Source organism: Myroides marinus (assembly GCF_900109075.1).
Classification (GTDB): Bacteria; Bacteroidota; Bacteroidia; order Flavobacteriales; family Flavobacteriaceae; genus Flavobacterium; species Flavobacterium marinum_A.
On sequence record NZ_FNYS01000011.1, the window covers coordinates 17,428 to 42,260 of the forward strand.

The window sequence follows — 24,833 nt, forward strand, 5'->3', positions numbered from 1 at the left end:
TAAAAAGTCTCCTTGGTAGTAGCGGGAACAGGACTCGAACCTGTGACCTTCGGGTTATGAGCCCGACGAGCTGCCTACTGCTCTATCCCGCGATATTGTGGTGCAAATATAGAGCTAAATACTGACTGTGCAAGGGATAGAAGGTTTTATTTTAGTTTTTTAACATGTTTTTATTTTAATGTATTGTATTATAGGTGTTTATTTTTTGTATGTTAACAGTTTTGAATACTTGTTTTAGTGTTGACTGTCTTTAAAAGCGTAGTTCTTCACTTCGTTTAACCACCATAATCGATCATTTGCTGTTAAATCATTCATAGGACCTATAAATGTAGTGTCAGTAACGTGTACTCCACAGTATTCTAATATGCCTTCTTTTAATTGTATTAAACCACTTTGTTTGTATACATCATTATATATTTCTTTATTTAAGTCTCCTCCTGTGGTTATGATACGTGCTGTTTTTCCTAGCAATAGTACTTCTGTGTTATCTGATGAATGATGCACAAATGTGATACCTGGAAGAAATGCTCTGTCAAAGAAACCTTTCATTAAGGCAGGTAAACCTAGCCACCATAATGGATGTATCCAAACCATGTGATCAGCCCATTTAATATCTTCTAAAGCTAAAAGTAAATCGGGTTCTAATTCAGTACGTTTTCTGTATCCGTATTCAAGGTTAGGATTAAATTCTAAGGTATGTAAAGCTAGATATCTAATTTGTATAGATAAGTGTGTTTCTAATTCTTTTAGATAGGATTGAGCAAGTGCTTGATTATAGCTATCTGGATCTGGATGACCATTGATTACTAGAATTCGCTTGATTTTGTTAGTTGTCATTTTATTGAGTTTTTTAGAATGACAAACTTAGATTGTATATACCTGTAAGAGTAGGTACATTTCTATGGTATTTCGGTAGTATTAGTTGAAGTGAAAAAGAAGTAAAATAAAACAATAAAAAAAGGACATCTAAAAAGATGTCCTTCTGTATCTGTAGCGAAGACGGGAGTTGAACCCGTGACCTCAGGGTTATGAATCCTGCGCTCTAACCGACTGAGCTACCTCGCCATTTTGGCCTGCTATTACTTCTGTAATGCGGGTGCAAATATAAGGTAAAATGTTTCTTTAATGCAAGTAAAATTGAGGATTTTAGATGATAAGTAAATATTAAAAGCTTTTTCTATATTTAAGTTGTTGTTTTACAGGGATTAAAATTGAATTGGGAGTGTAGTATTTTTTTATATAAATGTTTGGTATAAGAAAATTGATTGGTTTTCATGTGGATTAATCAAACACATGCTTTCAATATAGAATTTTTTAAAACTAATTGTGATTTAATTGAGTAGCCAGGGTAGATAGAGATAAGGTGTAGTTATAAAAAAAAGGACATCTATTATAGATGTCCTTTTTAATCTCTGTAGCGAAGACGGGAGTTGAACCCGTGACCTCAGGGTTATGAATCCTGCGCTCTAACCGACTGAGCTACCTCGCCATTTATGGTCTTGCAATTACTTCTGTAATGCGGGTGCAAATATAAGTCAAAAACTTAATAATGCAAATGAATGCAGCTAAAAAAAATATTTTTTTATTTAGAAAATATGTTTATATTCGAAAAAAATATAAATGTTAATATAGGGCTATGAAAGAAAAATACGAACTAGAATTTTCAATTAATTCATCTCCACAATTGTTGTATCAGTATATTTCTGATCCATCAGGATTAAGTGAATGGTTCGCAGATAATGTAAATTCACGTGGTGAAATATATTCCTTCATTTGGGGAGATTCTGAAGAAAAAGCTCGTGTTGTTACTCGTAAGGCTGATGAGAGAGTTAGATATAGATGGTTAGATGAGAATGATAAGGAAACAGAGTATTTCTTTGAATTAAAAATTCATAAAGATGAATTGACTAAAGATGTTACAATTATTGTAACAGATTTTGCTTTTCCAGATGAGGTAAGTGAGTCAAAACAACTTTGGGAAAATCAAATAATGGATTTAAAACAAGTGCTAGGTTCTGCATAAATCCATAAAATATAACTTATATTTGCCGTTAATAGTAATCAGAAGAAAAGAAATATATGATTAATGTTAACGGCAAAATTGTTTCTAGTAGTGAGCTTTCAATTGAAAACAATAGAGGTTTTTTATATGGAGATTCTGTTTTTGAGACAATTAAGGTTTTAGATAATAAAGTTTTATTTTTAGAGGATCATTATTTCAGATTGATGTCTTCTATGCGTATTCTTAGAATGGAAATTCCTATGGATTTTACAATGGAGTTCTTTCAAGAAGAAATATTGAAATTAACTAATAGTATTGAGTCGACCTCTAATGCGCTTAGAGTACGTTTTAACGTATATAGGGATGCAGAAGGTAAGTATTTACCTATTTCAAGAAAGATTGGTTTTATTGCTACTATTGAGGTTTTAAACTCTAGTGTTTATGTGTTGAATAGTACAGACTATGAGATTGAGCTGTATAAAGACTTCTATATTACATCTCACTTATTATCTACGTTGAAAACTAATAATAGATTGATAAATGTTACAGGTTCAATTTTTGCAGAAGAGAATGGGTATCAGAATTGTTTATTATTAAATGATGCAAAGAATATTGTTGAGGCTTTAAATGGTAATATCTTTATAGTTAAAGATAAAGTAGTTAAAACTCCTCCATTAAGCGATGGTTGTGTAAAAGGGGTAATGCGTAAGCAGATTATCGAATTACTTCAAAAGAATACAGATTATGTATTTGAAGAAGGAGTTGTTTCTCCTTTCGAATTACAAAAAGCTGATGAACTTTTTATTACAAATGTTATATTAGGAGTACAATCTATTACAAAGTATCGTAAGAAGGAGTATACTAATACATTAGCTGTTGATTTAGTAAATAAATTGAATGCAAAGATTAGACTAATGTAAGTATAATAGTATCAGAGAACTTTAATTAAAATTAGGGTTCTCTGGTGCATTAAGCCACAATGAATATTGCTTTCCTAGTTTAGCAAGAGAGTTTCTCCATAGTTCTTTAGGAGATTGAGAGAATATAGTTGTTGTTTCTAAATTATTAGTTGTAAGCCAGAACTTATCTTCTATTTCATTTTTAAGTTGATCATAATCCCATCCTGAATAGCCTAAGAAAAATCTAATATCATTTTTGTCTAATAATCCTTTAGCTAAGATATTAGGCAAATCTTCAAAGTCAACTCCCCAATATAAGTCGTCAATAATATGAATGCTATCAGATATTAATTCTGGTCTAGAGTGAATATAAAATATACGGTTTTTTTGTACAGGGCCACCTTCATAGATAGTAAATGAAGACTCTATAGTAGGTATGAGATCGCTTAACGTTAGATCAAGAGGTTTGTTAAGTATAAAGCCAACCGTACCATCAACGTTGTGTTCTGTTAATAGTATAACTGATCTTGAGAATATGATGTCTTCATTATTACCGCTAGGCAATGAGAGAAGTTGATCCCCTCTTTGAATAGAAATTGAGTTAATCATATAAGTTTGAAAATAATATTAATTGTTATTCTAATATAATAAAAAAAACCTCATTTAATTTAAATGAGGTTTTATATTTTAGAAAAGTATATAATATTATAATAATATTATTTTTTCTTTTTGTTTACAGCGTTTTCTAATTCAGAACCAGCTTTAAATTTCACTACTTTTTTAGCAGCAATTTTGATTGTTTTTCCTGTTTGAGGGTTTCTTCCTTCTCTTGCAGCTCTATCAGATACTGACCAAGATCCAAAACCAACTAAAGAAATTTTACCACCTTTACCTAAAGTAGTTTCGATGTTTGATAAAAACGATTCTAATGCTTTCTTAGCTGCCACTTTGCTGATTTCAGCATCTTTAGCAATTGCATCGATTAATTCAGTTTTGTTCATAATAATTTTTTTTAAAGGTTAACTTTATTAACGTCCTTATACAAATTTAGGGTAATTCTCTAATAATGCAAGTCTTTTCTATAAAAAAAAATAAAATATTGATAAATCAAAGCTTTTTGAATGCTTAAAAAAACTATAAAATTGTAATTATTTGTTTTTTAGAGAGTTATATTGCTTTCGAATTATCGCTAAATGTTACTCCATTTAGTAAGTCACTGGCCATCATAGGCTTTTTACCTGGTAATTGAAGTCTTAAAATATTGATAAAACCGTTTTTGATTGCGATTTTAATCTCTTTTTTGCTTGAAACTAGCTTTCCAATTGGTAAATTATGTGCATCTTCTTCATACTTAGCTTCGTATATTTTTACATTCCATTCATTGTCATTATCTATCAATGTACACCAAGCTGTAGGGTATGGACTTAATCCTCTTATTAGATTGTGTATTTGATTTCCTTCTTTAGTAAAATCAATCTTAGTATTATCCTTGTTTAGTTTATAGGCTGTCTTTGTTTCTTCTTGTGGTTGAATTGTTGTTGTAACATTTTCTTGTTTGATTAAGTCTAATGTTTCTATAACAGTGTCAGCTCCTAAATGCATTAATCTATCGTGTAGTTCACCTGCATTTTCATTATGACCAATAGAAGTTTCTTTTTTCAATATGATTGCTCCTGTGTCAATTTTTTCATCAATAAAGAAAGTAGATACACCTGTAGTTGTTTCTCCATTAATTATTGCCCAATTTATAGGGGCTGCTCCTCTATAGTCAGGAAGAAGAGAAGCGTGTAAGTTAAATGTTCCTAACTCAGGCATTTTCCATACTATCTCAGGTAACATTCTAAACGCAACTACAACATTTAAGTTTGCATTATAGTTCCTTAATTCCTCTAAGAATTGCTCGTCCTTTAAATTGGTAGGTTGTAGTATTGGTAACTTTTTTTCTAATGCATATTCTTTAACCGCAGAATATTTGATCTTTTGACCTCTTCCAGCTGGTCTGTCAGGAGCAGTAATTACAGCTACTACATTATAGTTATTTTTATATATAGCATCTAGGATACCAACTGCAAAGTCAGGTGTTCCCATGAATACAATACGCAAGTCTTTCATATTAATGTATATTGATTTTCGTTATTTATTTTAATTTTTTCTTGTTCTAGTAAAATTTGTATTGCGTAGATTATGTCTTCTTTCTTTATACTGTGTTTTACTTCAATTTCTAAAATGCTATGTGGAGTAATTGATAATATTTTGTATATATTGTCAACCATGTTTAAAGAGCTATCTAAGGTTCTTTTTTTACTCATACAGGTAGAGCAAGTACCACAGTCATCAGATTTTTCTTCATCAAAATATTTAAGAAGAATTCTATTTTTACAAATATCTTGATTTTCAATATAAAACAAGAGTGATTTATATTGATTTATTTTTTGTTTATTCTGTTGTTCTAGGTATGAGAAGGTTCTATATAACGTTCTATCTTGTTCCCATGCTTCATTAAAAATAACCGTAATATCGTTTTCTTCAGGTGTGTAATTACACAAGTTTTGTTCGTGACATACTTTTAGACATTCAATAATGTTTTCTTGTGATTCTCCAGTGTGTTCCTCTATTAAACTTAAGTCGATATCATGTTCATACTCATGAATACCGGTATATGTTCTTAGTATGAAGTGAATGATATTTTCAAAACTTTCGTTATCATAAGTTATGTCAAGTATTTCACTTGTTGGAGCAGTAAATACAAGTGATGTTTTATTTTTGTTATTTTGAGATAATCTTATAATTCCTTGACGGTCTAAAAATTGTAAAGCATTGTAAGCTTTTCTGTGTAAGAATTTGTTGTGATTACAAAACTTGTTGAAATTAAAGCTATAAGTGCAGTTATATCCTTCTCCATCAGCAATACTTAAAAAGTTATTTAGTTTTCGATATATAAGTTTTAGAAACTCTTTGTCAAACATTGAAGTCTCAAACATTTCACTATTTTGCTTGATTTCTTGATCTGTAACCAACATAGTGGCAAAAGCTTTTTTGCCATCTCTTCCTGCACGACCAGCTTCTTGGTAGTAATTTTCTATGTTTTCTGGAATTTGAATATGAATAACATTCTTGACATTTTTTTTGTCTATTCCCATTCCAAAAGCATTTGTAGCAACTATTATAGGAGTTCTTTCTTCCAACCAATCTTGCATCTTTTTTTTCTTTTCAAGGATGGATAGGCCTCCGTGAAAGAAAGTAGCTTTGTGATTTAATTTATTTAACTGAGAAGAGAAGAAGTATGCTTCTTTTCTATTTCTTACATAGATGATTGATGGAGCGGGGTTTTTCTGTATAATACGCAAAACGGTGTTTAATATATTTTCAACTTTGTATACTCCATAGATTAAGTTTTCACGCATAAAACTTTTGGTGAAAATATTAGGAGTATTTAGTTTTAAATTATTGCAGATATCTGTAACGACCTTTTTATTAGCAGAAGCTGTTAGCGCTATTATAGGGACGTTTGGTAATAGATCTCGTAGTTTATCTAATTCTAGATAAGAAGGTCTAAAATCGTGTCCCCATTGAGAAATACAGTGTGCTTCATCTATAGCGATAAGATTGATTTTTAGTTTTTCAATTCGCTCAAGTATCCAGTTTTGTTTTAAGCGTTCTGGTGAAATGTAAAGAAATTTGTAATCACCATACATACAATTATCAAAAATAGCATCTATTTCATGCATAGGCGTTCCTCCTATAATAGATGTTGCTTTAATATTAAGTTTATTAAGATTATTAACTTGGTCTTCTATTAATGCAATTAAAGGAGAAACTACTAGGCAAGTGCCTGGTAGTAATAATGCTGGAATTTGAAAACAAATACTCTTGCCTCCACCAGTAGGAAGTAAAGCAAAGGTGTCTTTTTGGGCTAGAACAGAGTCTATTATATTTTGTTGAGGCTCCCGAAAGCTGTCATAGTTCCAGTATTTTTGAAGTATATCTATCGGTGTATTCATGTTCTAGCAGAGATATGTGAATATGGTAACGAATTTACAAAATTAGTTGTAAAGAAAAGGGTTATAGTTTGTTTACTATAACCCTTTTAACTGTAATATGATGATTTATTAAATTCTGCTTAATATGAAATCAATTCTATTCTCAACTGTATCACGTGGAACTTCTACTAAGTCATAACCATAACTTTTATAAGTTGAGATTAAATGTTCATGAATTTGACTTGCTTGCTCAAAGTTTTCATAACGTTGTTCGTCACTTTGGTATATTGATTCCCATGGTGGTAGTAAGAAAATCTGATGATAGATATGTTCTTTACATGCGATGTCAAAACTCTCTGGATATTGATCTCCTGTAAAATGCATATAAGCAAGAACATCAGGAATACCTCTGTCTATAAAAACGATATTAGCAGATTCTTGTACTGCTTCTTTATGTTGTTCTATTCTTCCTTCTAAAAGTAATTGGCTGAATAACAAAGGTTCTGTTAAGAATAATTGGTCAATACCTTTTTCTTGAGCTTTTTTCGTAACTGCACGAGATATTTCTGGATAGCAAACATATCCTTTGTTAGTAAGTTCGTTAATCAACGTAGTTTTGCCAGATCCTGGGCCTCCTATGATTAAGATTATTTTTGTGTCCATTTTGCTGTAAATATCAAAGGTGCAAAAGTACAATAAAATGTCGTCCCCGAAAGACTTTTAACTACATCTTTTGAAATTAATAGTGGTTATTTTGATTATATTTGCCTAATAAAAACGATATGGACGATAATACAAAAGAATTTTATAAAAGATTAAAAGAACAGCTAGATGACGATAAAACTTGGCCAAGACCTTATCTATTTAAGTTCATTGTACCAGGTGATGCCCATAAAATAGCTCAAGTAGAAGAAGCTTTTGATGGATGTAAAGCTGATATTCAGATTAAGAACTCAAGTACAGGTAAGTTTTCTAGCGTCTCAGTGAAACTTATTGTAAAGAATTCACAAGAAATTATTGATAAGTATTTGGCAGTATCTACTATAGAAGGTATTGTTTCTTTATAGTTTGTTTTTTTTCTATTCTAAAATAAAGTACTTTTAAGTACAAAATATGACTTTCCAGAGTTATGTTCCAATATAACATCATATATATGAAATTTGATTCCAAAGAAGCAGTAACACATCTTGATTATAATTCTTTAAGAAAACCATTAATTATACCAGAATACGGTCGTCATTTACAGAATTTGATTGATCATATCTGTAAGATTGAAGATAGAGAAGAACGTAATAATGCGGCAAAATACGCTATTAGCGTTATGGGGAGTATGAATCCTCATTTACGTGATGTACCTGACTTTCAACATAAACTTTGGGATCAATTGTTTATGATGAGTGAGTTTAAATTAGATGTGGATTGTCCTTTTCCAATAGCTACTAAAGAAACTATCTTTTCTAAACCAGAAAAACTAGGTTATCCACAAAACCATCCAAAGTATAGATTCTATGGTAATAATATTACCTACATGATTAATAAAGCTATTGCATGGGAAGATGGAGAGATGAAGGATGCTCTTATTTTAGTGATTGCTAATCATATGAAAAAGAGTTATTTGAGCTGGAATAAGGAAACAGTAAAAGATGAAGTAATATTTGAACATCTATGTGAGTTATCTAATGGAAAGATTAACTTGTTTAAGAAAGAAGAGGAGTTGTCTACTACAGCTAATTTAATGCAAGTAAACAAAAAACAGTCTAACAAGACAAATTATTCTAGTAACAATCAGAAGAATAATTCGAACAACAACAATAACAATAATAAGAAATATAAAAGTAATAACTATCATTCAAAAGGGAAGAAGTAATGAGTACATTTAAGATAGAAGGAGGAGTAAAGTTACAAGGTGAAGTATATGCACAAGGAGCTAAGAATGAAGCTTTACAGATTTTATGTGCGGTCTTATTGACACCTGAAAAAGTTGTAATTTCTAATATTCCTGATATTATTGATATCAATAAATTAATTGAACTTTTAGGTAAGTTAGGTGTTAAGATTGAGAAGTTAGATGCTAATAAGTATTCTTTTCAGGCAGATGATTTATATTTAGAGTACTTAACATCTGATGGATTTAAGAAAGATGGAAAGGAATTAAGAGGATCTATAATGATGGTTGGACCGTTATTAGCTCGTTTTGGTAAAGGTTATATTCCTAAACCAGGTGGAGATAAAATTGGAAGACGAAGATTAGATACTCACTTTGAAGGATTTATTAGTTTAGGAGCTAAGTTTAGATATAATAGAGAAGAGTATTTCTATGGTGTAGAAGCAGACAAATTAGTTGGTACAGATATGCTACTAGATGAAGCATCTGTTACGGGTACAGCTAATATCTTGATGGCTGCCGTATTAGCTGAGGGAATAACTACTATATATAATGCAGCATGTGAACCATATATCCAACAGTTATGTAAGATGCTTAATTCTATGGGAGCTAAGATTCAAGGGATTGGTTCTAACTTGCTAACAATAGAAGGTGTTACAGAATTAGGAGGATGTGAACATACTATGTTACCAGATATGATTGAGATTGGTTCTTGGATTGGACTAGCAGCAATGACTCAAAGCGAGATTACAATCAAAAATGTAGGTTGGGAACATTTAGGAGTTATACCTAGTACATTTAGAAAACTTGGTATTACATTAGAGAAAAGAGGAGATGATATTTATATTCCTGCTCATACTAATGGATATGAAATACAGAATTATATTGATGGATCTATCTTGACAATAGCTGATGCTCCTTGGCCAGGATTAACACCTGATTTATTAAGTGTTATTTTGGTAGTAGCGACTCAAGCTAGAGGAGAGGTTTTAATTCATCAAAAAATGTTTGAGAGTAGACTTTTCTTCGTTGATAAATTAATTGATATGGGAGCTAAGATTATCTTATGTGATCCACATAGAGCAGTTATTATAGGACATGATTTTAAATCTCAATTAAAAGCAACTAAGATGTCATCACCAGATATACGTGCTGGTATTTCTTTATTGATTGCTGCTTTATCTGCTAAAGGAGTGAGTGAAATACAGAATATAGAGCAAATAGATAGAGGATATGAATCTATTGATGATCGTTTAAGAGCTTTAGGAGCTCATATCGAGAGAGTAGAAGAGTAATCGTCTTAATCACAATAAATAAAAATAAGGCTAAGTAATTTATTACTTAGCCTTATTTTTTTGTTATAATGAGCCTATTATGACTATATATAATAGGGGTATTAGTATTGTTATTTTAGGGTAGAGTATTCAGTGTAGAGTATGTTTACTTCTGGATTAAGTCTAGTACTTTAATTCCAAATACAAAACCAAATCTTTTAGGAGCATCAGCTGATACACTGTGGAAGAAATCAATTCTGAAAGGTCTGAATTTACCAAAACCAAAGTTGTTTAGACCAATACTATATTCTCCATAAACATCTTTTTCAGGAACATTTAATACATGATAACCTATTACTAGTGAGTATCTGGTTTTATTAAGTAGAGGTATTTTATTCATTATATAACCTCTAAAATCATGTTCTAGGTGAAATTCTACATAAGACTTATTCGTACTGTATTCGTAGTATGGTAGTAGGTTAAAATGCTTGTTATAGACTGCTGTAGAACCGATAAATGTTTGGTTACCATTAAAGTGTTTGTAGTCAGTAAATGCAATGTCATTCTGCTCCAGATATTTACCTGCGGATAACCCAATGTATAAATTACCTATTTTACCAATATTATCATTGTATTGAGTAGCAAATGATATAAAGGTATAATTGTAACTATTTGTTGTTGAGTTCAGTGTTTTATCTAGGTTCAATTTTATGATTGGGTACTTAGAAGTAGGTAAATATTGTTTTGAGTCTGGATACGAAATAATCTTTTGATCAAAAATAATATTCATTCCTAAACTCAATTTAAATATTGAGTTATCTTTAAAAGGAGCATTAGAAAAGTCTGTAGGATCCAATGGATTATTAGATGTAAAATCTTTATGTGGAGCAAAAGGTGGACTCTGTAAACTATTGTTTAAAGCCGACCTATGTGCATATTCTAAAATACTTGTAAATTTAAATTTATTAAAAGCATATTGCTCATACTTTATCTGAAGATAGTCTTTCTGAAAATATTTGGCATAGTTTTTACCAAAGTAGGCACTTGCTATTGAGTTAATAGGCGTTTTAACAGGATCATCCTGATTAAACTGTAGGATGGTACTACCCCCAGATATAGTCAGTGTGTTGTAGTTGATTTGGTTGAATATATGGCTAGCATATCCTGAGACTCTAAATTTATTTTCAGAGACTCCATAATTAACTATTGTTCCAAGTTTCGTGATCGAGTTATCATCTTTTTGTTTAGCATAATCTAAACCAGTTGTTACATTAAAACCCTGTATAGCGTTAAAGGCAAACGTAGAAAGAAGTCCTCTATAAGTTATAGAAGAGTTCTTATGTGTATTGATATGCTGATATCCTTTAATTAATTTAAACAGCGTAAAGTTATTAGTTCTCTTATCTAATGAATCTAGTGTAGTTTTTGTTGTTTCTTGTAGTTTTACTTCTTGTTCATTAAATGTATTAATTTCTCTTGTAGTTAGAGGATATGGTCTATTTTTAATCCAATAATCATGTGGTTGATTTAAAAAATTATTGGCATAGTGTATTAGTTCATTCGAAAACTCTGATTTACTTATATCAGAATTTAACTTGTAATTTTGGTAATACCCTTTAAAGGAACCTATATAATCAAATACTAAAAACTTACCTTTTAAATAAAGATTTTGACTTTCTTTTAAGTATAGATTTAGTTCAGGATTGTATTTATATTCTTGTGTTATTACTATTTGTTTGACATTTTTCATATCAATGTTTTCTCCATTTATCGCAGCATAGAGTTTAGTAATTTGCCAATTATCGCTAGTGATATTGATTTTACCTTCCATTATAGGCTCTCTATCTCTTTTTGGAGTAAACTGTATTGTATAGATATCGTTACCGATACTATCTTTTTCTTTATTTAGAAGTTTAAAGTAGTAATATGACTTAGCATAAGACATTAAAGGAGATATAATATTGATTTGATTAGATACAACTTTGTTATATAAGTTGATATCACTATCAGTAGCCGTTAAGAAATATAAATCCTTAGATTTACCTATCTCGTTAAGAGCTAGTACTTTTTCTTTATTTAAATCTTCGTTAAGGGTTGTAAGTTGTGATGATAATTCTCCTAAGTAGATGTATTTGTTTACATCTGTAATATCTAGTGTTGGATCTAGATCTTTTCTTTTTTGCCCTAAAAAGGTTTGTCTACCAGATGCTAACTGAAGATTTCCTTTAGAGTAGAAGTCAACACTGTATTTTTTTAAATTGTTTTTCTTTTTATTCTTACTAGCAAGGTCCATGATAAAAAGAGCATAGTCATCCTGGGGATTATCGTAGAATATATCTGTGTCTTTTAAAGATGTTAAGGTAATATCCCATTGACCAATAGGGCTTTTATGTCGACTATATTCAAGTTTTTTGATAGCATAATTATCTTTCTGTATATATAAGTGTTGACCATCTTCTATAGTTATAGAAAACACTCCATTAGCATTAGTCGTTGTTTGTCTATCAGTCTTCATTATAAAAACGATAGAGTTTTCTATAGGTTTTCCTTGTTGATCAGTAACTCTACCTAGTAAAGAGTGAGTTTGTGCATAACTATGCATCATCCCCAGTAGTAGGATACTGATGTATAAGACATAGTTAAGAATTTTATCTCTCATTATAGTTGTATAGATGCAATAGCTAAGTCATAGCTCTTTAGACCAAAACCTAAAATTACTCCTTTACATACTGGAGATAAGTATGAGTGTTTTCTGAATTCTTCTCTTCTATGCGTATTAGAGATATGTACTTCTATAACAGGTGTAGTAATAGCAGAAATAGCATCAGCTATAGCTATAGAGGTGTGAGTATAAGCACCAGCATTTAGCACTATGGCGTCATAATTAAAGCCTACTTCATGTATTTTATTGATAAGTTCTCCTTCTATATTAGATTGGTAATACTCTAAATCAATAGAAGGGTAGTTCGTTTGTAAAGTATTTAAATAGGTTTCAAATGATGTATTTCCGTATACATCAGGTTCTCTTTTACCAAGTAGATTAAGATTAGGACCGTTTATTATTATTACTTTCATACAAATACCTTTATGACAAGCAAATATAATTATATAATAAGTTATATACCATATAAAATCAATTAATTGGACAGATTAGTAAGAATTGGAGGTCTTTTGAATCTGTAATACTAGTTTATAGTAATAATAATATGTTGGCGTTATTGATAATTTGATTTTTTATGTTAATTATAATGTTATTTGAGTGTAGTTGTGTTTATATTGTGAGCTATGTGTTGCTAATTGTGTTTGTAATTAGTTTTTTTAACAGTTTTTTATGAATAGTATTGTGATTGTGTATTGTGTTGTTTTTTAGTTAGTTATTGTTGTATTTTTTGTTTTTATGTTATGTAATTGTTATTTTATTATTAAAAAAAACATCACTAATGGTGATTGTCACTACCTTTGAATTGTTAATTAAAAATAGCTTAAAAACATGAAAAAATTAGTACTTTCATTAGTTGCAGTTGCTGCTTTCGGGTTCACTGCTAACGCACAAGAAACAGAAAAACCAACTTTTGGATTCCAAGAATCTAACATATTTGTGGAAGGAATGTTCCAAATTACAAATAGCACTTCAAAATTAGAAGCTGAAGGAGCTTCTAAAAGTAAAACAACTAATTTTAGTTTTAATCCTAAAGTAGGATATATGTTATCTGATAAATTTGCTGTTGGAGCATCTTTGTCTTTTGGAAAAAATGGATTAGCTGAGAGTGATTTTGGAGGAGTATTTGATAAAGGTGCTTCTGTTAAAGGTTATACTAAAGAAACGTATGCTGGAGCATTTGCTCGTTACTACTTCTTAGAATTAGGACAACGTTTTAAAACTTACGCTGAAGTAGGAGTTGGATTCCACCAAGGTGTTAAAGAACAAGCTTTAGGTAAAGATTTAAAAGCTACAGGAGTTAAAGCAGGTTTAAATTTAGGTATGAACTATTTCGTAACACCTAATTTAGCAATTGCATTTAATTTAGGTGATATCTTTACTTATGGTAACTATAACACAAAACATGATGGTAAAAAATTATCAACAGATTCTAAAACATCTGCTAACGTAAATGTTTTCAATAACTTCTTTGATAACGCTACTTTCGGTTTAACTTACAAATTCTAATTAGAATAAAATCTTATTTGAATATAGAGAGCCTCTTTTTAGAGGCTCTTTTTTTGTTTGTATATTTGAGTAATAAAAGAAAAGTGTATGGCTTCTGCTTATTGGGAAGGAAATATTAAGATGTTTACGAATTATCTGAAGTTAGAAAGAGGTCTTTCTAGTAACTCTATTGAGAGTTATGAATTAGATATTCGAAAGTTTATAAGTTATTTAGAAGGATTTGAAGATAAGTTTACCATTCAGTCTATTGACAGAGGTGTTGTACAAGAGTTTTTGTACAGTATTGCAGAAGTAGTAGCACCTACTACACAAGCGCGTATAATAGCTGGATTAAAAAACTTTTTTAATTATTTTATCTTAGAAGGGTATATTAAGATCTCGCCAGTTGAGTTAATAGAAACACCTAAATTAGGAAGAAAGTTACCTGATGTACTAAGTGTTGAGGAGATAGATTTATTGATTAATGCTATTGACTTATCCACCAATGAAGGCTTTAGAAACAAAGTTATGTTAGAGACTTTGTATAGTTGTGGATTACGTGTAAGTGAATTAGTAGGTTTAAGGTTATCAGATTTATTCTTTGAAGAAGGGTTTATTAGAGTTATAGGTAAGGGGAGTAAACACCGTTTTGTACCTATAGATCCAAATACGATGGAATTAATCGTTTTGTATAACGATTCTATTCGAGCGCATATGAATGTTAAAAAAGAGAGTTCAGATATCTTATTCTTAAATAGAAGAGGAGGACAACTGACTCGAGCTATGATATTTACTATTATAAAGCGATTAGCAGTAGAAATTAGTCTTAAGAAGAATATTAGCCCACATACTTTTAGACATTCATTTGCAACACACTTACTAGAGAATGGAGCAGATATTAGAGCTATACAATTAATGTTAGGGCATGAATCTATCACTACTACAGAAATATACACACATATTACTACAGAGCGTTTAAGAACAGTATTAGAGGAGTTCCATCCTCGTTCACATAAGGCATAAAAAAAGAGCTATTCGATTTCGAATAGCTCTTTTTTATTGTGACTAAGAGTCTTTATTATTTAGCAATATTAATTGCTCTAGTTTCTCTAATTACAGTGATCTTCACTTGACCTGGATAAGTCATTTCAGTTTGGATCTTTTGTGAGATATCGAAAGAAAGAGTAGCAGCCATTTCATCAGTTACTTTTTCACTTTCTACGATAACACGTAGTTCACGTCCAGCTTGGATAGCATAAGCATTCTTAACTCCATTGAATTCATTAGCGATGCTTTCTAAGTCTTTAAGACGTTGGATGTATGAATCTAGCACTTGACGTCTAGCTCCTGGTCTAGCACCTGATATAGCATCACATACTTGAATAATAGGAGCGATAAGTGTAGTCATTTCTATCTCATCGTGGTGAGCACCAATAGCATTACATACTTCAGGTTTTTCACCGTATTTTTCAGCCCACTGCATACCTAAGATAGCGTGAGGTAATTCACTTTCAGTTTCTGGTACTTTACCGATATCGTGAAGTAATCCAGCGCGTTTAGCTAACTTAACGTTTAATCCTAATTCAGCAGCCATTAATCCACATAACTTAGCTACTTCACGCGAGTGTTGTAATAAGTTTTGTCCATAAGAAGAACGGTATTTCATTCTACCTACTATTTTGATTAGTTCAGGGTGAAGACCATGAATACCTAAATCAATAACAGTTCTCTTACCTATTTCGATGATTTCTTCTTCAATTTGTTTAGTAGTTTTAGCAACTACTTCTTCGATACGAGCAGGGTGGATACGACCATCTGTTACTAATCTGTGTAAAGATAAACGTGCTATCTCTCTTCTAACAGGGTCAAAGCATGATAAGATAATAGCCTCTGGAGTATCATCTACGATGATTTCTACTCCAGTAGCAGCTTCTATAGCTCTAATATTTCTACCTTCTCTACCGATAATTCTACCTTTTACATCATCAGATTCAATGTTGAATACAGATACACAGTTTTCAACAGCCTCTTCAGTACCGATGCGTTGGATAGTATTAATAATAATCTTTTTAGCTTCTTGTTGAGCAGTAAGTTTAGCTTCTTCGATAGTCTCTTGGATAGATGCCATAGCATTAGCTTTAGCTTCTGTTTTAAGACTTTCTATGATTTGACTTTTAGCCTCTTCAGCAGTTAATCCAGAGATAATCTCTAATTGTTCTACTTGAGAGCGGTGAAGTCTATCTACTTCTTCTTGTTTTTTCTCAACTATTTCAAGTTTTTGATTGAATTCAGCTACTTTTTTCTCACCTTCATCATTCGCTTTTTTAGCTTTAGCTAATTCACTTGAAATTTGAGATTCTTTATCTCTAGTTCTTTTTTCTGCTTCAGCAATTTTCTTATCACGAGACAAAATAACTTGTTCGTGTTCAGATTTTAACTCTATAAACTTTTCTTTAGCTTGTAGTATCTTCTCTTTTTTAATTGCCTCTCCATCAGTCTTTGCATCACGCAATATCGTTTTAGCCTCATTTTGAGCATTAGACAATATTGAGGAAGCTTGGTTTTTCTCTAGGTATTTTGCTACCGCAAAGCCAATTGCTAAGCCAAGTATTAGTCCCCCAACGATCATTAGTATTTCCATAAATGTTTCTATAAATTATATATAAAAAAAGCCCACATTAGTTTGAGTCGCGTAAACTCTCTTATTAACAAGTTTTGAGTTAGCTTGCTGTTCAAGGATCTGCGCGAGGCAGCATGCTTTAGTTGCAAAGATTCACCCATTTTAATTTGTTTGTGTTGAGTTTATCAAACAGTACTAATGTGAGCAGTATTTTTAGTATCTTATGTTAAGAACGAATTGTTATATTTTTTTAGATAGAACACGATCTAAAGCCTCATCCAACCTGATTAAACGTTCTACAGCTTTATTATAGCTGTCAGTTGTATCAATTGTTTTTTGTTCGTTCTGTGATGCGAATTGTAATGCGCACATTGCCAGAACATCTTGCTTATCTCTTACAGCATAGTTTTCCTCAAATTGATGTATCATTAAATCTATCTTTTTAGACGCTGAACGCAGACCTTCCTCTTGAGAGTAAGCTACTGTCAGTGGGTACACCCTATCAGCGATAGATAATTTTATTTTTAATTGTTCATCTTTTTGACTCATATTTCTCTATTTTGTGAGATGAGCTATACATTGATCTATTTCTTTAATCAATGAATTTATCTTGAGTTTCGTATCTCTTCTATTTTCTTCACTGCCCAATAGTGAATTTGCTAATTGTATTGATTCATATTTTTTATAAATCGAGTCTAATTGTGCCTCGTTCTTCTGAATCTCCTCTTGGGCCAATAACAAACTATTTTTTAATTGCTTGTTCTCTGCTTCCAAGGCACCTAGCCTTTGCATAAGTTTAGCAAACTTTACCTCTAAAGAATTAATTATATCAGTTAGCTCGCTCATTATACTTTTTCTTCACTATCCTTTCAACAAAGTTACAATTTGTATTTAAATTTAAAAAAGTTTTCTATAAAAAAAACGGTGATTTATGTTTTTAATTAAATAGGCTACATCTATGTCTTTCATTTTTAGAGATAATGCTATTTTTTATGGACTTATTGTGTATTTTAGCAGAAAAGTATTTAAAATTATGAGAGTAAAAATAGTTACGGGTATGTTTTTGAGTGCATTTAGTACTTTAGTGTCAGCACAGAATACAGAAACCTTTGACAGTCCACTTAATATTTCTATTCACGCATCAGGTAATTTTGGAGAATTACGAGGAACTCACTTCCATACTGGTCTAGATATAAAAACACAACAACGCATAGGATTACCTGTTTATGCTCCTGCAGATGGATATGTATCGCGCATTAAGGTTTCGACCTGGGGTTATGGTAAAGCTTTATATATAGACCATCCTAATGGACAGACTACAGTATATGGTCACCTAAATGCGTATGCAGGTGATATAGCTAAGCTAGTGTTAGATAGACACTATGGGGAGGAGAATTTTGAGATAGAAATATTCCCTCGCAAGAATGAATTGCAGGTCAAAAAGGGACAGATTATAGCTTATACTGGAAATACTGGAGGTTCTGGAGGACCACACTTACACTACGAATTTAGAGATACTAAGACACAGAATATTATTAATCCACTTAAAGAGGGGATGGATAAGCGTCTGACTGATACCCAAACGCCAACAGTGAACGGGTTATATGTCTATCCTGTAGGTGATGGAGCAGTGGCTAATGAGAGTGAAACTCCGAGTTTATTAACTTACACAACACAGAAAGATGGTACGTTATTAGTTACCCCTGTTAAAGGACGTGGTGATCTGAGTTTTGGAATTGACATACACGATACAGCTAATTATAACACCAATAAGAATGGGGTATATCTATTAGAAACTTTCGTCAATGGTAAGCCGTTATTCTCTTATCGTTTTGATACTTTCTCATTTAATGAGACAGGATACGTAAATGCACTTATTGATTATGAGCGCTACCTAAATACAAAGAAAAAAGTACAGAAACTGTTTTTTGAGAAACCATATAGTTTATCAGTATTAACTGTAGATCCTAGTAAAGGAGTATTTAATGTTAAGAGTGGACAGAATTATAATTACTCAATAGTACTTTCTGATTACCACGGAAATAAAACAACGATTAGTATTCCAGTCGAATTCTCTAATTCAGTAGCTAAGACTAAGAAAGTAGCACCTACAGGAGAGTATAAGATTAACTCTGATAGAGATTATATTTTTGAGAAGAAAAATGTAACAGTTAGTATTCCTGCTAAGGCTTTCTACAATGATTTTGTGATGGATATGTCAGTAGAGAACGACGTTTTAAAATTGCACAAACCAGTAGTGCCTTTTGCTAAGAGTATGTCTATCACATTTGATACTTCAGCTATGAATATATCGAATAGAGATAAAGCTTTTATCGCTAGAGTAGATGGGGGCAAACGCGACTACTTTAAAACAACGAAGAAAGGTAATCTATGGACGATATATGCAAAGAGTTTCGGAGATTATAAGATATTAATTGACGATACTGCTCCTACTATTGATAACGCGAGTTTTACTGAAGGTAAGTGGCTAAGTAATGAATCAGAAATATCATTTCAGATTAGAGATAATATGTCTGGGATAGATACAATCAATGGATATATCAATGGTAACTGGATTTTATTAGATTACGATTATAAGACACGTAAGATAGTGCATAAGTTTAGCGATGGTAAAGTAGTATCAGGACGAAACGATGTAGTTATAAAAGTAAAAGATAGCGTAGGTAACGAAGGAGTATATGAGTCACACTTCTTTAGACAATAGTCGGGTAGTTTAGAATATTCTACTTCTAATCATTTGAGATTTTACAGACAGCATTATAGATAAAAGAGAACTACTGTGGTAGTTCTCTTTTGTTTTATCTAGAGCCTTACTATTAGTCTATTAGAAGCCTATATAAGGCGAAGGAATAAGTAGTAAAAAAATGATTATTACAGATGTGTAAAGAAATAAGGATTTATGTATCTTTGGACTATAAAATTTCAAGTATGAAAGTTAGAATAGGATTGTTTTTAGGAGCTGCACTTTTATTGTTCGCAGCGTGTAAACAAGAAGCAGATAAGCCTAAAGTTATATATAAAGAAGATGGTACCTCTGCTGCAGCTACTGAGACGGTAAGTGATAAAGACCGTTCAGAAGATATACGCATTGCTGATTTGCCAGTATTGATGGGACAGTCAGATTATCTTATTCATCCTATCGGAGAAGTTAGAGTATATACATATTCGTCTAAGACAGGTATGAGTAAAGTAAATCAAACTTCATATACGGTATCTAATTATGCTCCTTTTGAGCTAACGGGATATCTAGAGAACCTAATGTTCCAACACAAAGATTCTCTTCAGATCAGACCATTGACAAATAAGAAAATACAAATCCAAAGTGTTACTTACCTTAACCCATTGGCAGAAAAGACAAAAAAGAATATATTAGTTTATAGTGTTTTTGATGCCGATACTAACAGAGATGGGAAGTTAGACTCTAATGATATTAAGACATTATATATTAGTAACGGAAGTGGTAAGAACTTTAAGAAGCTAACTGTAGATCTTCACGAGTTATTAGATTGGACTGTGATAGATGCTCAAAATAGATTGTACTTTAGAAGTATAGAAGATATTAATAAGAACGGAGCATTTGATAAAGATGATAACGTTAATTACTACTATATTGATTTATTAAGTAAAGATTGGGAAGTAAAGAGTTACGATCCATTCAGTGTAAATAAACCGATAGAGATAGAAGAATAAACAAAAAACTCGTGAAGTGATTCACGAGTTTTTTTGTGCCTTTTCGGCTCTTTCTTTTAATGCTTTATTCATTGCCTCGAATCCTTGACGAGTATCTGTTTCCAATTGTTTTTTTAGCATAGGGACTAGTAGTCCACTAAATTCTTCTCTGTGTATAAATAAGCAGTTATTTTCATCGATTTCTTTAATCTCAAATTGATGGTGCCCATCGAATAAACCTTTTATCCACAGCTTTCCTTGCCAACTAAAGCATTCTTCGTTTTTCTTTACTTGTACTACAGGCCTAAACTTCATCGTTGGTAGCGTTATCTCTAGAGTCATCCCTATAGATGCTATGCCCTTTATGGATTTGATAAATGGGTTCCAACTACTGTATTCATTAAAATCCATTAATACCTCCCAAATATCCTTTTTGTTAGCTCGAATATTGATACTTGTTTCTATCTTCATATCTATAAATTTGATAGAGCAAAGTTTGATATTTGAGAAAAATAATCTCTTGATATTAATCAAGAAAGTATACGCTAAGCTTTTTTAATGATAAAATCATCGTGAGATGTATCCCCTAAGTTAAAGTGAAATACTTCTCCGAAGTCTATCGGTATTTTAAAGGTATTGTTTAGAGGAGTCTGTAGTAGGTAATTCCACATACATCGTATAGGACCTGCATGAGTGACTAACAAGACTTTTTTGTAAGTGCCTTTTCTGAGTTCATCTAAGAAGGAAGTAACCCTTTCTTGTACAGCGAATAGGTTTTCGCCATAAGGAGGACAAGTAAGTGCGATGTTGTCCATCCAATTTTGTAATTCATCTTTCGGGATATCATCCCATCTGTTCATCTCCCACGATCCGAAGTTCATCTCCATAAGCCTGTCATCAGTAGAGTACCATTGGCTAAAATCATCAGCGATAAATGTACACCTCTTTAGAGGGCTAGAGATAACAGCATCGAGGTCAGCTGGTATCCTGTTCTTAAATAGAGCTATCTCATCCGGATAGTCATTTAAGAGATTTACGTCAGTCTGTCCGTAGCAATGCCCTGGGGGTACATCTACCTTCGTATGACGTATTACATAAATTTCCATAGTGTTAGTGTTGTTAAGTAAAATAAGACTTCACATACCTGCTGTATTGTGCCGAGACAGTCTCCAGTATATCCGCCTATGTGCTTTTTAAAGTACATAGTTAAGTACATTTTTCCGATGTAACTAACAAAAAAAGCAATAATAAATAACCAGCTGTCAAACAGTATATAAGGGATAAGTGTAAGCACTAGCGAAAATAATAGAGAAGAAATACTAGGTCTCTGATTAGCCATAGGTTTAGACTTACTATCATCTGTATCTCTCACATACTTATGTGTATATATAGCAGTAGCTGCATGAAATCTACTAGTAATATGCCCATTTAGCATTACTGCTAGTATAAAAGTAGTAGATAAGGGAGCAATGCTATTTAGAGCCAAAAACTTCAACAATAATAGCAGTACAATACCGATCACGCCATAAGCGCCTATACGACTATCTTTCATAATAGTCATAATCTTCTCTTTGCCATATCCACCTCCGAAGGAGTCACAGACATCTGTGAATCCGTCTTCGTGAAACGCTCCAGTCAATAATACTGTCGATACCATAGATAATACTATAGCAATATCAGCAGAAAATAAATAAGTAGCACCCCAATAGACTAGTATAGCCATACCTCCTACTAAGTATCCTATAGCGGGGAAGTACTTCTGTGACTTATTCATAATCTCACTGCTGTAAGGTAACTTATATGGGATAGGTATCCTAGTGAAGAACATCACAGCAGTGAGAAAATAGGTTAGTTCTCTTCGAATCATTTGTTAGATACATTAGCAGATTCGAAACTAGCCATTTCGTTTAAGAATGCCACAGCACTCTGTATAAGTGGGTAAGCTAGCGCACATCCAGTGCCTTCGCCTAAGCGTAAGTTCATATCTAAAATAGCTTGTTCGTCAAATGAACGCAGTAATAACTTATGCCCAATCTCGTCTGACTTATGACAGAAGATAGCGTTATCTATAATCTTCGGTTCTAGATTAGATGCACATAAGAACGCACTCGAAGCGATAAAACCATCTACCATAATAAGCATATTATGTTTATAAGCCTCTAGCATAGCTGCACACATCTGTGCTATCTCATAACCTCCGAATTGTAGTAATGCTTCTTTAGCATTATTAGGTTTAGGGTGTGTATCTATAATAGTAGATAATATATTCTTTTTGCGTTCTAATCCTGTGTCATCTAGTCCTGTTCCTCTACCTACACACTGATCGATAGGAAGGTTTAAGATAGTACTCATCAGCAATGATGCAGACGACGTATTTCCGATTCCCATCTCTCCGAATCCTATGATATTAGTACCAGTAGTGGCTATATCTGTTACTATCTGTTGACCTGATTTAAAGCAGAAGTCTAATTCGTCTTGTGTCATCGCATTACCAGATATCATATTATGAGTACCTAGTCCAGCCTTGGCCTGTATTAGATCTGGATGTGAATCAAATGTAGCGTTAACCCCAGCATCTACTACTTTTAGGTTGATATTATTTTGTTTGCAAAACACGTTGATAGCCGCACCTTTATTTAGAAAGTTAAGCACCATCTGATAAGTTACTTCAGTCGGATAAGCACTTACACCTTCTTTAGCTAATCCGTGATCAGCAGCGAAGACAATTATAGTAGGGTTACTTAGTTGAGGAGTTAGAGTCTGTTGTGCTTTTCCTATTTTGTAAGCGATTTTTTCTAATAGACCTAAAGCTTTTAGTGGTTTTGTTTTTAGGTCGATTTTACTTTGTAGTTGTTGTTCAATATTCATTTTATAGTGTCTTGGTTGACACAAATATAACAGAAAAAGACATGGCTAGGGGAATGCTAGATAAAATGTAGGCTTAGTCTAATTAAGCTACTATAAAGAGTCAGACTGTCTTTTTTCGTAATCTGCTAAGTGTTTCAGGTGTCATACCTAGCATAGAAGCGATATACTGATGTGGTACCTCATTAAACAAGTGACCTAACTGGTCAAAGAATGCGATATAGCGCTGCTCAGCATTAAGAGATATAAATTGGAATATTCTTTTTTCCATTTGTTCAAAGCAGTGACCGATAAATTTTCTCTCTTTCTCAGCCCAATTGTTAACCTGTATAGATAGTTTATCATAATCAGACTTCGTTATACATAGAGCAGTCACAGGAGTGAGTGCCTCTACTGTCCATTTGATAGGAGCGTTAAATAACCAAGCGGTTAAGTCAGTCATAAAGTAGTGTGGACTACCTATCCACTGAGTTATTTCTTTGCCATCCTGTAGCGCATATACACGTACATACCCCTCTGTGATATAGTACATGGGAATATTCTTTTGTATAGGGTTTATAAATATATCACCCTTATTAAAAGTAATAGGAGTAAATAATTCTTCTGCGATACGCGTTTCGTCAGTAGATAACTGTAGAGATTGCTGTAAGTGTATTGATAGTGACATAGGTAGTAAACATACAAAAAAACGCCTATAAGGCGTTTTTTGTTATTGTTGTACTTCAGTAGAAGTAGGTTGTACTTGTGGAGCTTGAGCTTCAGCAGCCTTTCTCTCTTTGATATACTCATCAAGTTGTTTTCCATACTTATGCTTTAATACATCTGTAGATAACGACTTATAGATCGTATCTAATAGTTTAGTATTAGCATCGTATAGATCTGTAAGAGCAATATAAGGGCTCGCATCAGATTCTTTATGAGTGATAGCGAAGTTTACCGCATTAAGATATTTTCTAATTGTCAATTTTTTAGACAAGTTGTTTAAACTATCTTTTTTAGTAATATTATTCTCTTTCTCAGCATTAAAGATATCAACTAATAAGTTGTTTTGTTTTTCAATAATTAGAGAACGAGTCTTTAAGTAATCATCATACACTTCTTGTGATTTAGAACCTGTAACTTTAGCATCGCTATAGAAGTTCTTTAGTGTAGTATTGATAGTCATCTGACCTGGCTCAGCGAAGAACATAATCTGGTTGTCCTGTGAGTTAGTATATCCTCTATCTAATGTCAAAAAGAACACCTCAGGAGAATCAATGTTAAGTGTAAACTTAAATTTAGAATCCCCTTTAATAGTTAATGAATCAATAGCTTTAAATACTGTATCTTGTATTTGATATAGGTATAGTTTACCTTGTTTAAAACCATCTACATTACCCGTAACAGTTAGATTGCCCTTAGCATTATCTTTATTACAAGACATAAATAAAGCTCCAGTAGCAAGTAAAAGAGCGCAAACAACTTTTTTCAT

26 protein-coding genes, 3 tRNA genes and 1 other RNA gene are annotated in these 24,833 nt (G+C 32.1%); 9 read left to right on the forward strand and 21 right to left on the reverse strand.

The features are described 5' to 3' along the window. Window positions 1-19 precede the first annotated feature (19 nt). The 4 genes from BMX53_RS11760 to BMX53_RS11775 form a co-directional block, all read right to left on the reverse strand. Window positions 20-92 (reverse strand) — tRNA-Met (locus BMX53_RS11760). A gap of 142 nt (window positions 93-234) precedes the next feature. After that, entirely contained in the window at window positions 235-837 is a 603-nt protein-coding gene (locus BMX53_RS11765) for an NAD(P)H-dependent oxidoreductase (protein ID WP_074746505.1), read from the reverse strand. A gap of 154 nt (window positions 838-991) precedes the next feature. Beyond that, window positions 992-1,065: transfer RNA gene (locus tag BMX53_RS11770), tRNA-Met, on the reverse strand. A gap of 350 nt (window positions 1,066-1,415) precedes the next feature. Next, a tRNA-Met gene (locus tag BMX53_RS11775) sits at window positions 1,416-1,489 on the reverse strand. Window positions 1,490-1,636: 147 nt separating this feature from the next. On the opposite strand from BMX53_RS11775, the gene BMX53_RS11780 reads away from it, so the two are divergent. Together BMX53_RS11780 and BMX53_RS11785 are read left to right on the forward strand one after the other, a co-directional pair. Then, the gene (locus BMX53_RS11780) at window positions 1,637-2,023 is read left to right on the forward strand and encodes an START-like domain-containing protein (protein WP_038987901.1); all 387 of its coding nucleotides are present in this window, start codon (window positions 1,637-1,639) and stop codon (window positions 2,021-2,023) included. A gap of 56 nt (window positions 2,024-2,079) precedes the next feature. After that, window positions 2,080-2,922, forward strand: a complete 843-nt coding sequence (locus tag BMX53_RS11785) for an aminotransferase class IV (RefSeq protein ID WP_074746507.1) — start codon at window positions 2,080-2,082, stop codon at window positions 2,920-2,922. A gap of 21 nt (window positions 2,923-2,943) precedes the next feature. Here the strand turns inward: BMX53_RS11785 and BMX53_RS11790 are convergent, their stop codons facing one another. The 5 genes from BMX53_RS11790 to BMX53_RS11810 all read right to left on the reverse strand — a co-directional run bounded on the left by BMX53_RS11790 (window position 2,944) and on the right by BMX53_RS11810 (window position 7,544). Next, entirely contained in the window at window positions 2,944-3,510 is a 567-nt protein-coding gene (locus BMX53_RS11790; RefSeq protein ID WP_038987904.1) for a YqgE/AlgH family protein, read from the reverse strand. A 107-nt stretch (window positions 3,511-3,617) separates the two neighbouring features. Further along, window positions 3,618-3,902 carry an HU family DNA-binding protein gene (locus tag BMX53_RS11795; RefSeq protein WP_038987905.1) on the reverse strand — a complete coding sequence of 95 codons (285 nt, stop codon included), beginning with the start codon at window positions 3,900-3,902 and terminating at the stop codon, window positions 3,618-3,620. A 166-nt stretch (window positions 3,903-4,068) separates the two neighbouring features. Next, on the reverse strand, window positions 4,069-5,013 hold the full coding sequence (gene fmt / locus BMX53_RS11800; RefSeq protein WP_074746509.1) for a methionyl-tRNA formyltransferase: 945 nt from the start codon (window positions 5,011-5,013) through the stop codon (window positions 4,069-4,071). Next, window positions 5,010-6,902 carry a RecQ family ATP-dependent DNA helicase gene (locus tag BMX53_RS11805; protein ID WP_063176666.1) on the reverse strand — a complete coding sequence of 631 codons (1,893 nt, stop codon included), beginning with the start codon at window positions 6,900-6,902 and terminating at the stop codon, window positions 5,010-5,012. Before BMX53_RS11805 ends, fmt begins: the two co-directional genes overlap by 4 nt. A gap of 108 nt (window positions 6,903-7,010) precedes the next feature. Then, window positions 7,011-7,544: an AAA family ATPase gene (locus BMX53_RS11810; RefSeq protein WP_038987908.1), complete on the reverse strand. Its 534-nt coding sequence runs from the start codon at window positions 7,542-7,544 to the stop codon at window positions 7,011-7,013. 119 nt (window positions 7,545-7,663) lie between these two features. Between BMX53_RS11810 and BMX53_RS11815 the strand changes: the two genes are divergently transcribed. The 3 genes from BMX53_RS11815 (at window position 7,664) to murA (ending at window position 10,061) form a co-directional block, all read left to right on the forward strand. Beyond that, window positions 7,664-7,948 (forward strand): DUF493 family protein, encoded by a 285-nt coding sequence (locus tag BMX53_RS11815; RefSeq protein ID WP_038987909.1) that lies wholly within the window; start codon window positions 7,664-7,666, stop codon window positions 7,946-7,948. An 86-nt stretch (window positions 7,949-8,034) separates the two neighbouring features. Continuing rightward, window positions 8,035-8,748, forward strand: a complete 714-nt coding sequence (locus BMX53_RS11820) for a DUF4290 domain-containing protein (protein ID WP_038987910.1) — start codon at window positions 8,035-8,037, stop codon at window positions 8,746-8,748. Further along, complete coding sequence (gene murA / locus BMX53_RS11825) at window positions 8,748-10,061, forward strand: UDP-N-acetylglucosamine 1-carboxyvinyltransferase (protein ID WP_074746510.1); 1,314 nt, start codon at window positions 8,748-8,750, stop codon at window positions 10,059-10,061. The genes BMX53_RS11820 and murA overlap by 1 nt, the downstream gene beginning before the upstream one ends. A gap of 145 nt (window positions 10,062-10,206) precedes the next feature. Here murA and BMX53_RS11830 read toward each other — a convergent pair whose 3' ends face one another. Continuing rightward, a complete protein-coding gene (locus BMX53_RS11830; protein ID WP_074746512.1) occupies window positions 10,207-12,699 on the reverse strand; it encodes a DUF5686 family protein in 2,493 nt (830 codons plus the stop codon). Continuing rightward, on the reverse strand, window positions 12,699-13,115 hold the full coding sequence (gene aroQ / locus BMX53_RS11835) for a type II 3-dehydroquinate dehydratase (RefSeq protein ID WP_038987913.1): 417 nt from the start codon (window positions 13,113-13,115) through the stop codon (window positions 12,699-12,701). Before aroQ ends, BMX53_RS11830 begins: the two co-directional genes overlap by 1 nt. A gap of 415 nt (window positions 13,116-13,530) precedes the next feature. On the opposite strand from aroQ, the gene BMX53_RS11840 reads away from it, so the two are divergent. Then, entirely contained in the window at window positions 13,531-14,208 is a 678-nt protein-coding gene (locus BMX53_RS11840) for an outer membrane beta-barrel protein (protein WP_074746514.1), read from the forward strand. An 87-nt stretch (window positions 14,209-14,295) separates the two neighbouring features. Further along, window positions 14,296-15,210, forward strand: coding sequence for a site-specific tyrosine recombinase XerD (gene xerD / locus BMX53_RS11845; RefSeq protein ID WP_074746516.1), 915 nt, complete (start codon window positions 14,296-14,298; stop codon window positions 15,208-15,210). Window positions 15,211-15,265: 55 nt separating this feature from the next. Here xerD and rny read toward each other — a convergent pair whose 3' ends face one another. The 4 genes from rny to BMX53_RS11865 all read right to left on the reverse strand — a co-directional run bounded on the left by rny (window position 15,266) and on the right by BMX53_RS11865 (window position 17,653). Then, window positions 15,266-16,828 (reverse strand): ribonuclease Y, encoded by a 1,563-nt coding sequence (gene rny / locus BMX53_RS11850; protein WP_074746518.1) that lies wholly within the window; start codon window positions 16,826-16,828, stop codon window positions 15,266-15,268. A gap of 53 nt (window positions 16,829-16,881) precedes the next feature. Beyond that, window positions 16,882-16,989, reverse strand: a non-coding RNA gene (ssrS, locus tag BMX53_RS11855) — 6S RNA. Window positions 16,990-17,047: 58 nt separating this feature from the next. Next, window positions 17,048-17,356, reverse strand: coding sequence for a cell division protein ZapA (locus tag BMX53_RS11860; protein ID WP_006257033.1), 309 nt, complete (start codon window positions 17,354-17,356; stop codon window positions 17,048-17,050). Between the two features lie 6 nt (window positions 17,357-17,362). Continuing rightward, complete coding sequence (locus BMX53_RS11865) at window positions 17,363-17,653, reverse strand: hypothetical protein (protein WP_038987917.1); 291 nt, start codon at window positions 17,651-17,653, stop codon at window positions 17,363-17,365. 187 nt (window positions 17,654-17,840) lie between these two features. Between BMX53_RS11865 and BMX53_RS11870 the strand changes: the two genes are divergently transcribed. Next, complete coding sequence (locus BMX53_RS11870) at window positions 17,841-19,532, forward strand: M23 family metallopeptidase (RefSeq protein WP_244154504.1); 1,692 nt, start codon at window positions 17,841-17,843, stop codon at window positions 19,530-19,532. Between the two features lie 224 nt (window positions 19,533-19,756). Beyond that, window positions 19,757-20,518 (forward strand): hypothetical protein, encoded by a 762-nt coding sequence (locus BMX53_RS11875; RefSeq protein WP_038987919.1) that lies wholly within the window; start codon window positions 19,757-19,759, stop codon window positions 20,516-20,518. A 21-nt stretch (window positions 20,519-20,539) separates the two neighbouring features. Here the strand turns inward: BMX53_RS11875 and BMX53_RS11880 are convergent, their stop codons facing one another. From BMX53_RS11880 to BMX53_RS11905, 6 genes are all read right to left on the reverse strand, one after another. Continuing rightward, the gene (locus BMX53_RS11880) at window positions 20,540-20,968 is read right to left on the reverse strand and encodes an SRPBCC domain-containing protein (RefSeq protein WP_074746522.1); all 429 of its coding nucleotides are present in this window, start codon (window positions 20,966-20,968) and stop codon (window positions 20,540-20,542) included. 74 nt (window positions 20,969-21,042) lie between these two features. After that, the gene (locus BMX53_RS11885; protein ID WP_063176674.1) at window positions 21,043-21,603 is read right to left on the reverse strand and encodes a histidine phosphatase family protein; all 561 of its coding nucleotides are present in this window, start codon (window positions 21,601-21,603) and stop codon (window positions 21,043-21,045) included. Continuing rightward, window positions 21,588-22,364 (reverse strand): adenosylcobinamide-GDP ribazoletransferase, encoded by a 777-nt coding sequence (locus BMX53_RS11890; protein WP_074746524.1) that lies wholly within the window; start codon window positions 22,362-22,364, stop codon window positions 21,588-21,590. Before BMX53_RS11890 ends, BMX53_RS11885 begins: the two co-directional genes overlap by 16 nt. Next, window positions 22,361-23,365: a nicotinate-nucleotide--dimethylbenzimidazole phosphoribosyltransferase gene (cobT, locus tag BMX53_RS11895; RefSeq protein WP_074746525.1), complete on the reverse strand. Its 1,005-nt coding sequence runs from the start codon at window positions 23,363-23,365 to the stop codon at window positions 22,361-22,363. The genes BMX53_RS11890 and cobT overlap by 4 nt, the downstream gene beginning before the upstream one ends. A 100-nt stretch (window positions 23,366-23,465) precedes the next feature. Further along, window positions 23,466-24,029: a Crp/Fnr family transcriptional regulator gene (locus tag BMX53_RS11900; RefSeq protein ID WP_074746527.1), complete on the reverse strand. Its 564-nt coding sequence runs from the start codon at window positions 24,027-24,029 to the stop codon at window positions 23,466-23,468. Window positions 24,030-24,071: 42 nt separating this feature from the next. Further along, complete coding sequence (locus BMX53_RS11905; protein WP_074746529.1) at window positions 24,072-24,833, reverse strand: DUF4369 domain-containing protein; 762 nt, start codon at window positions 24,831-24,833, stop codon at window positions 24,072-24,074.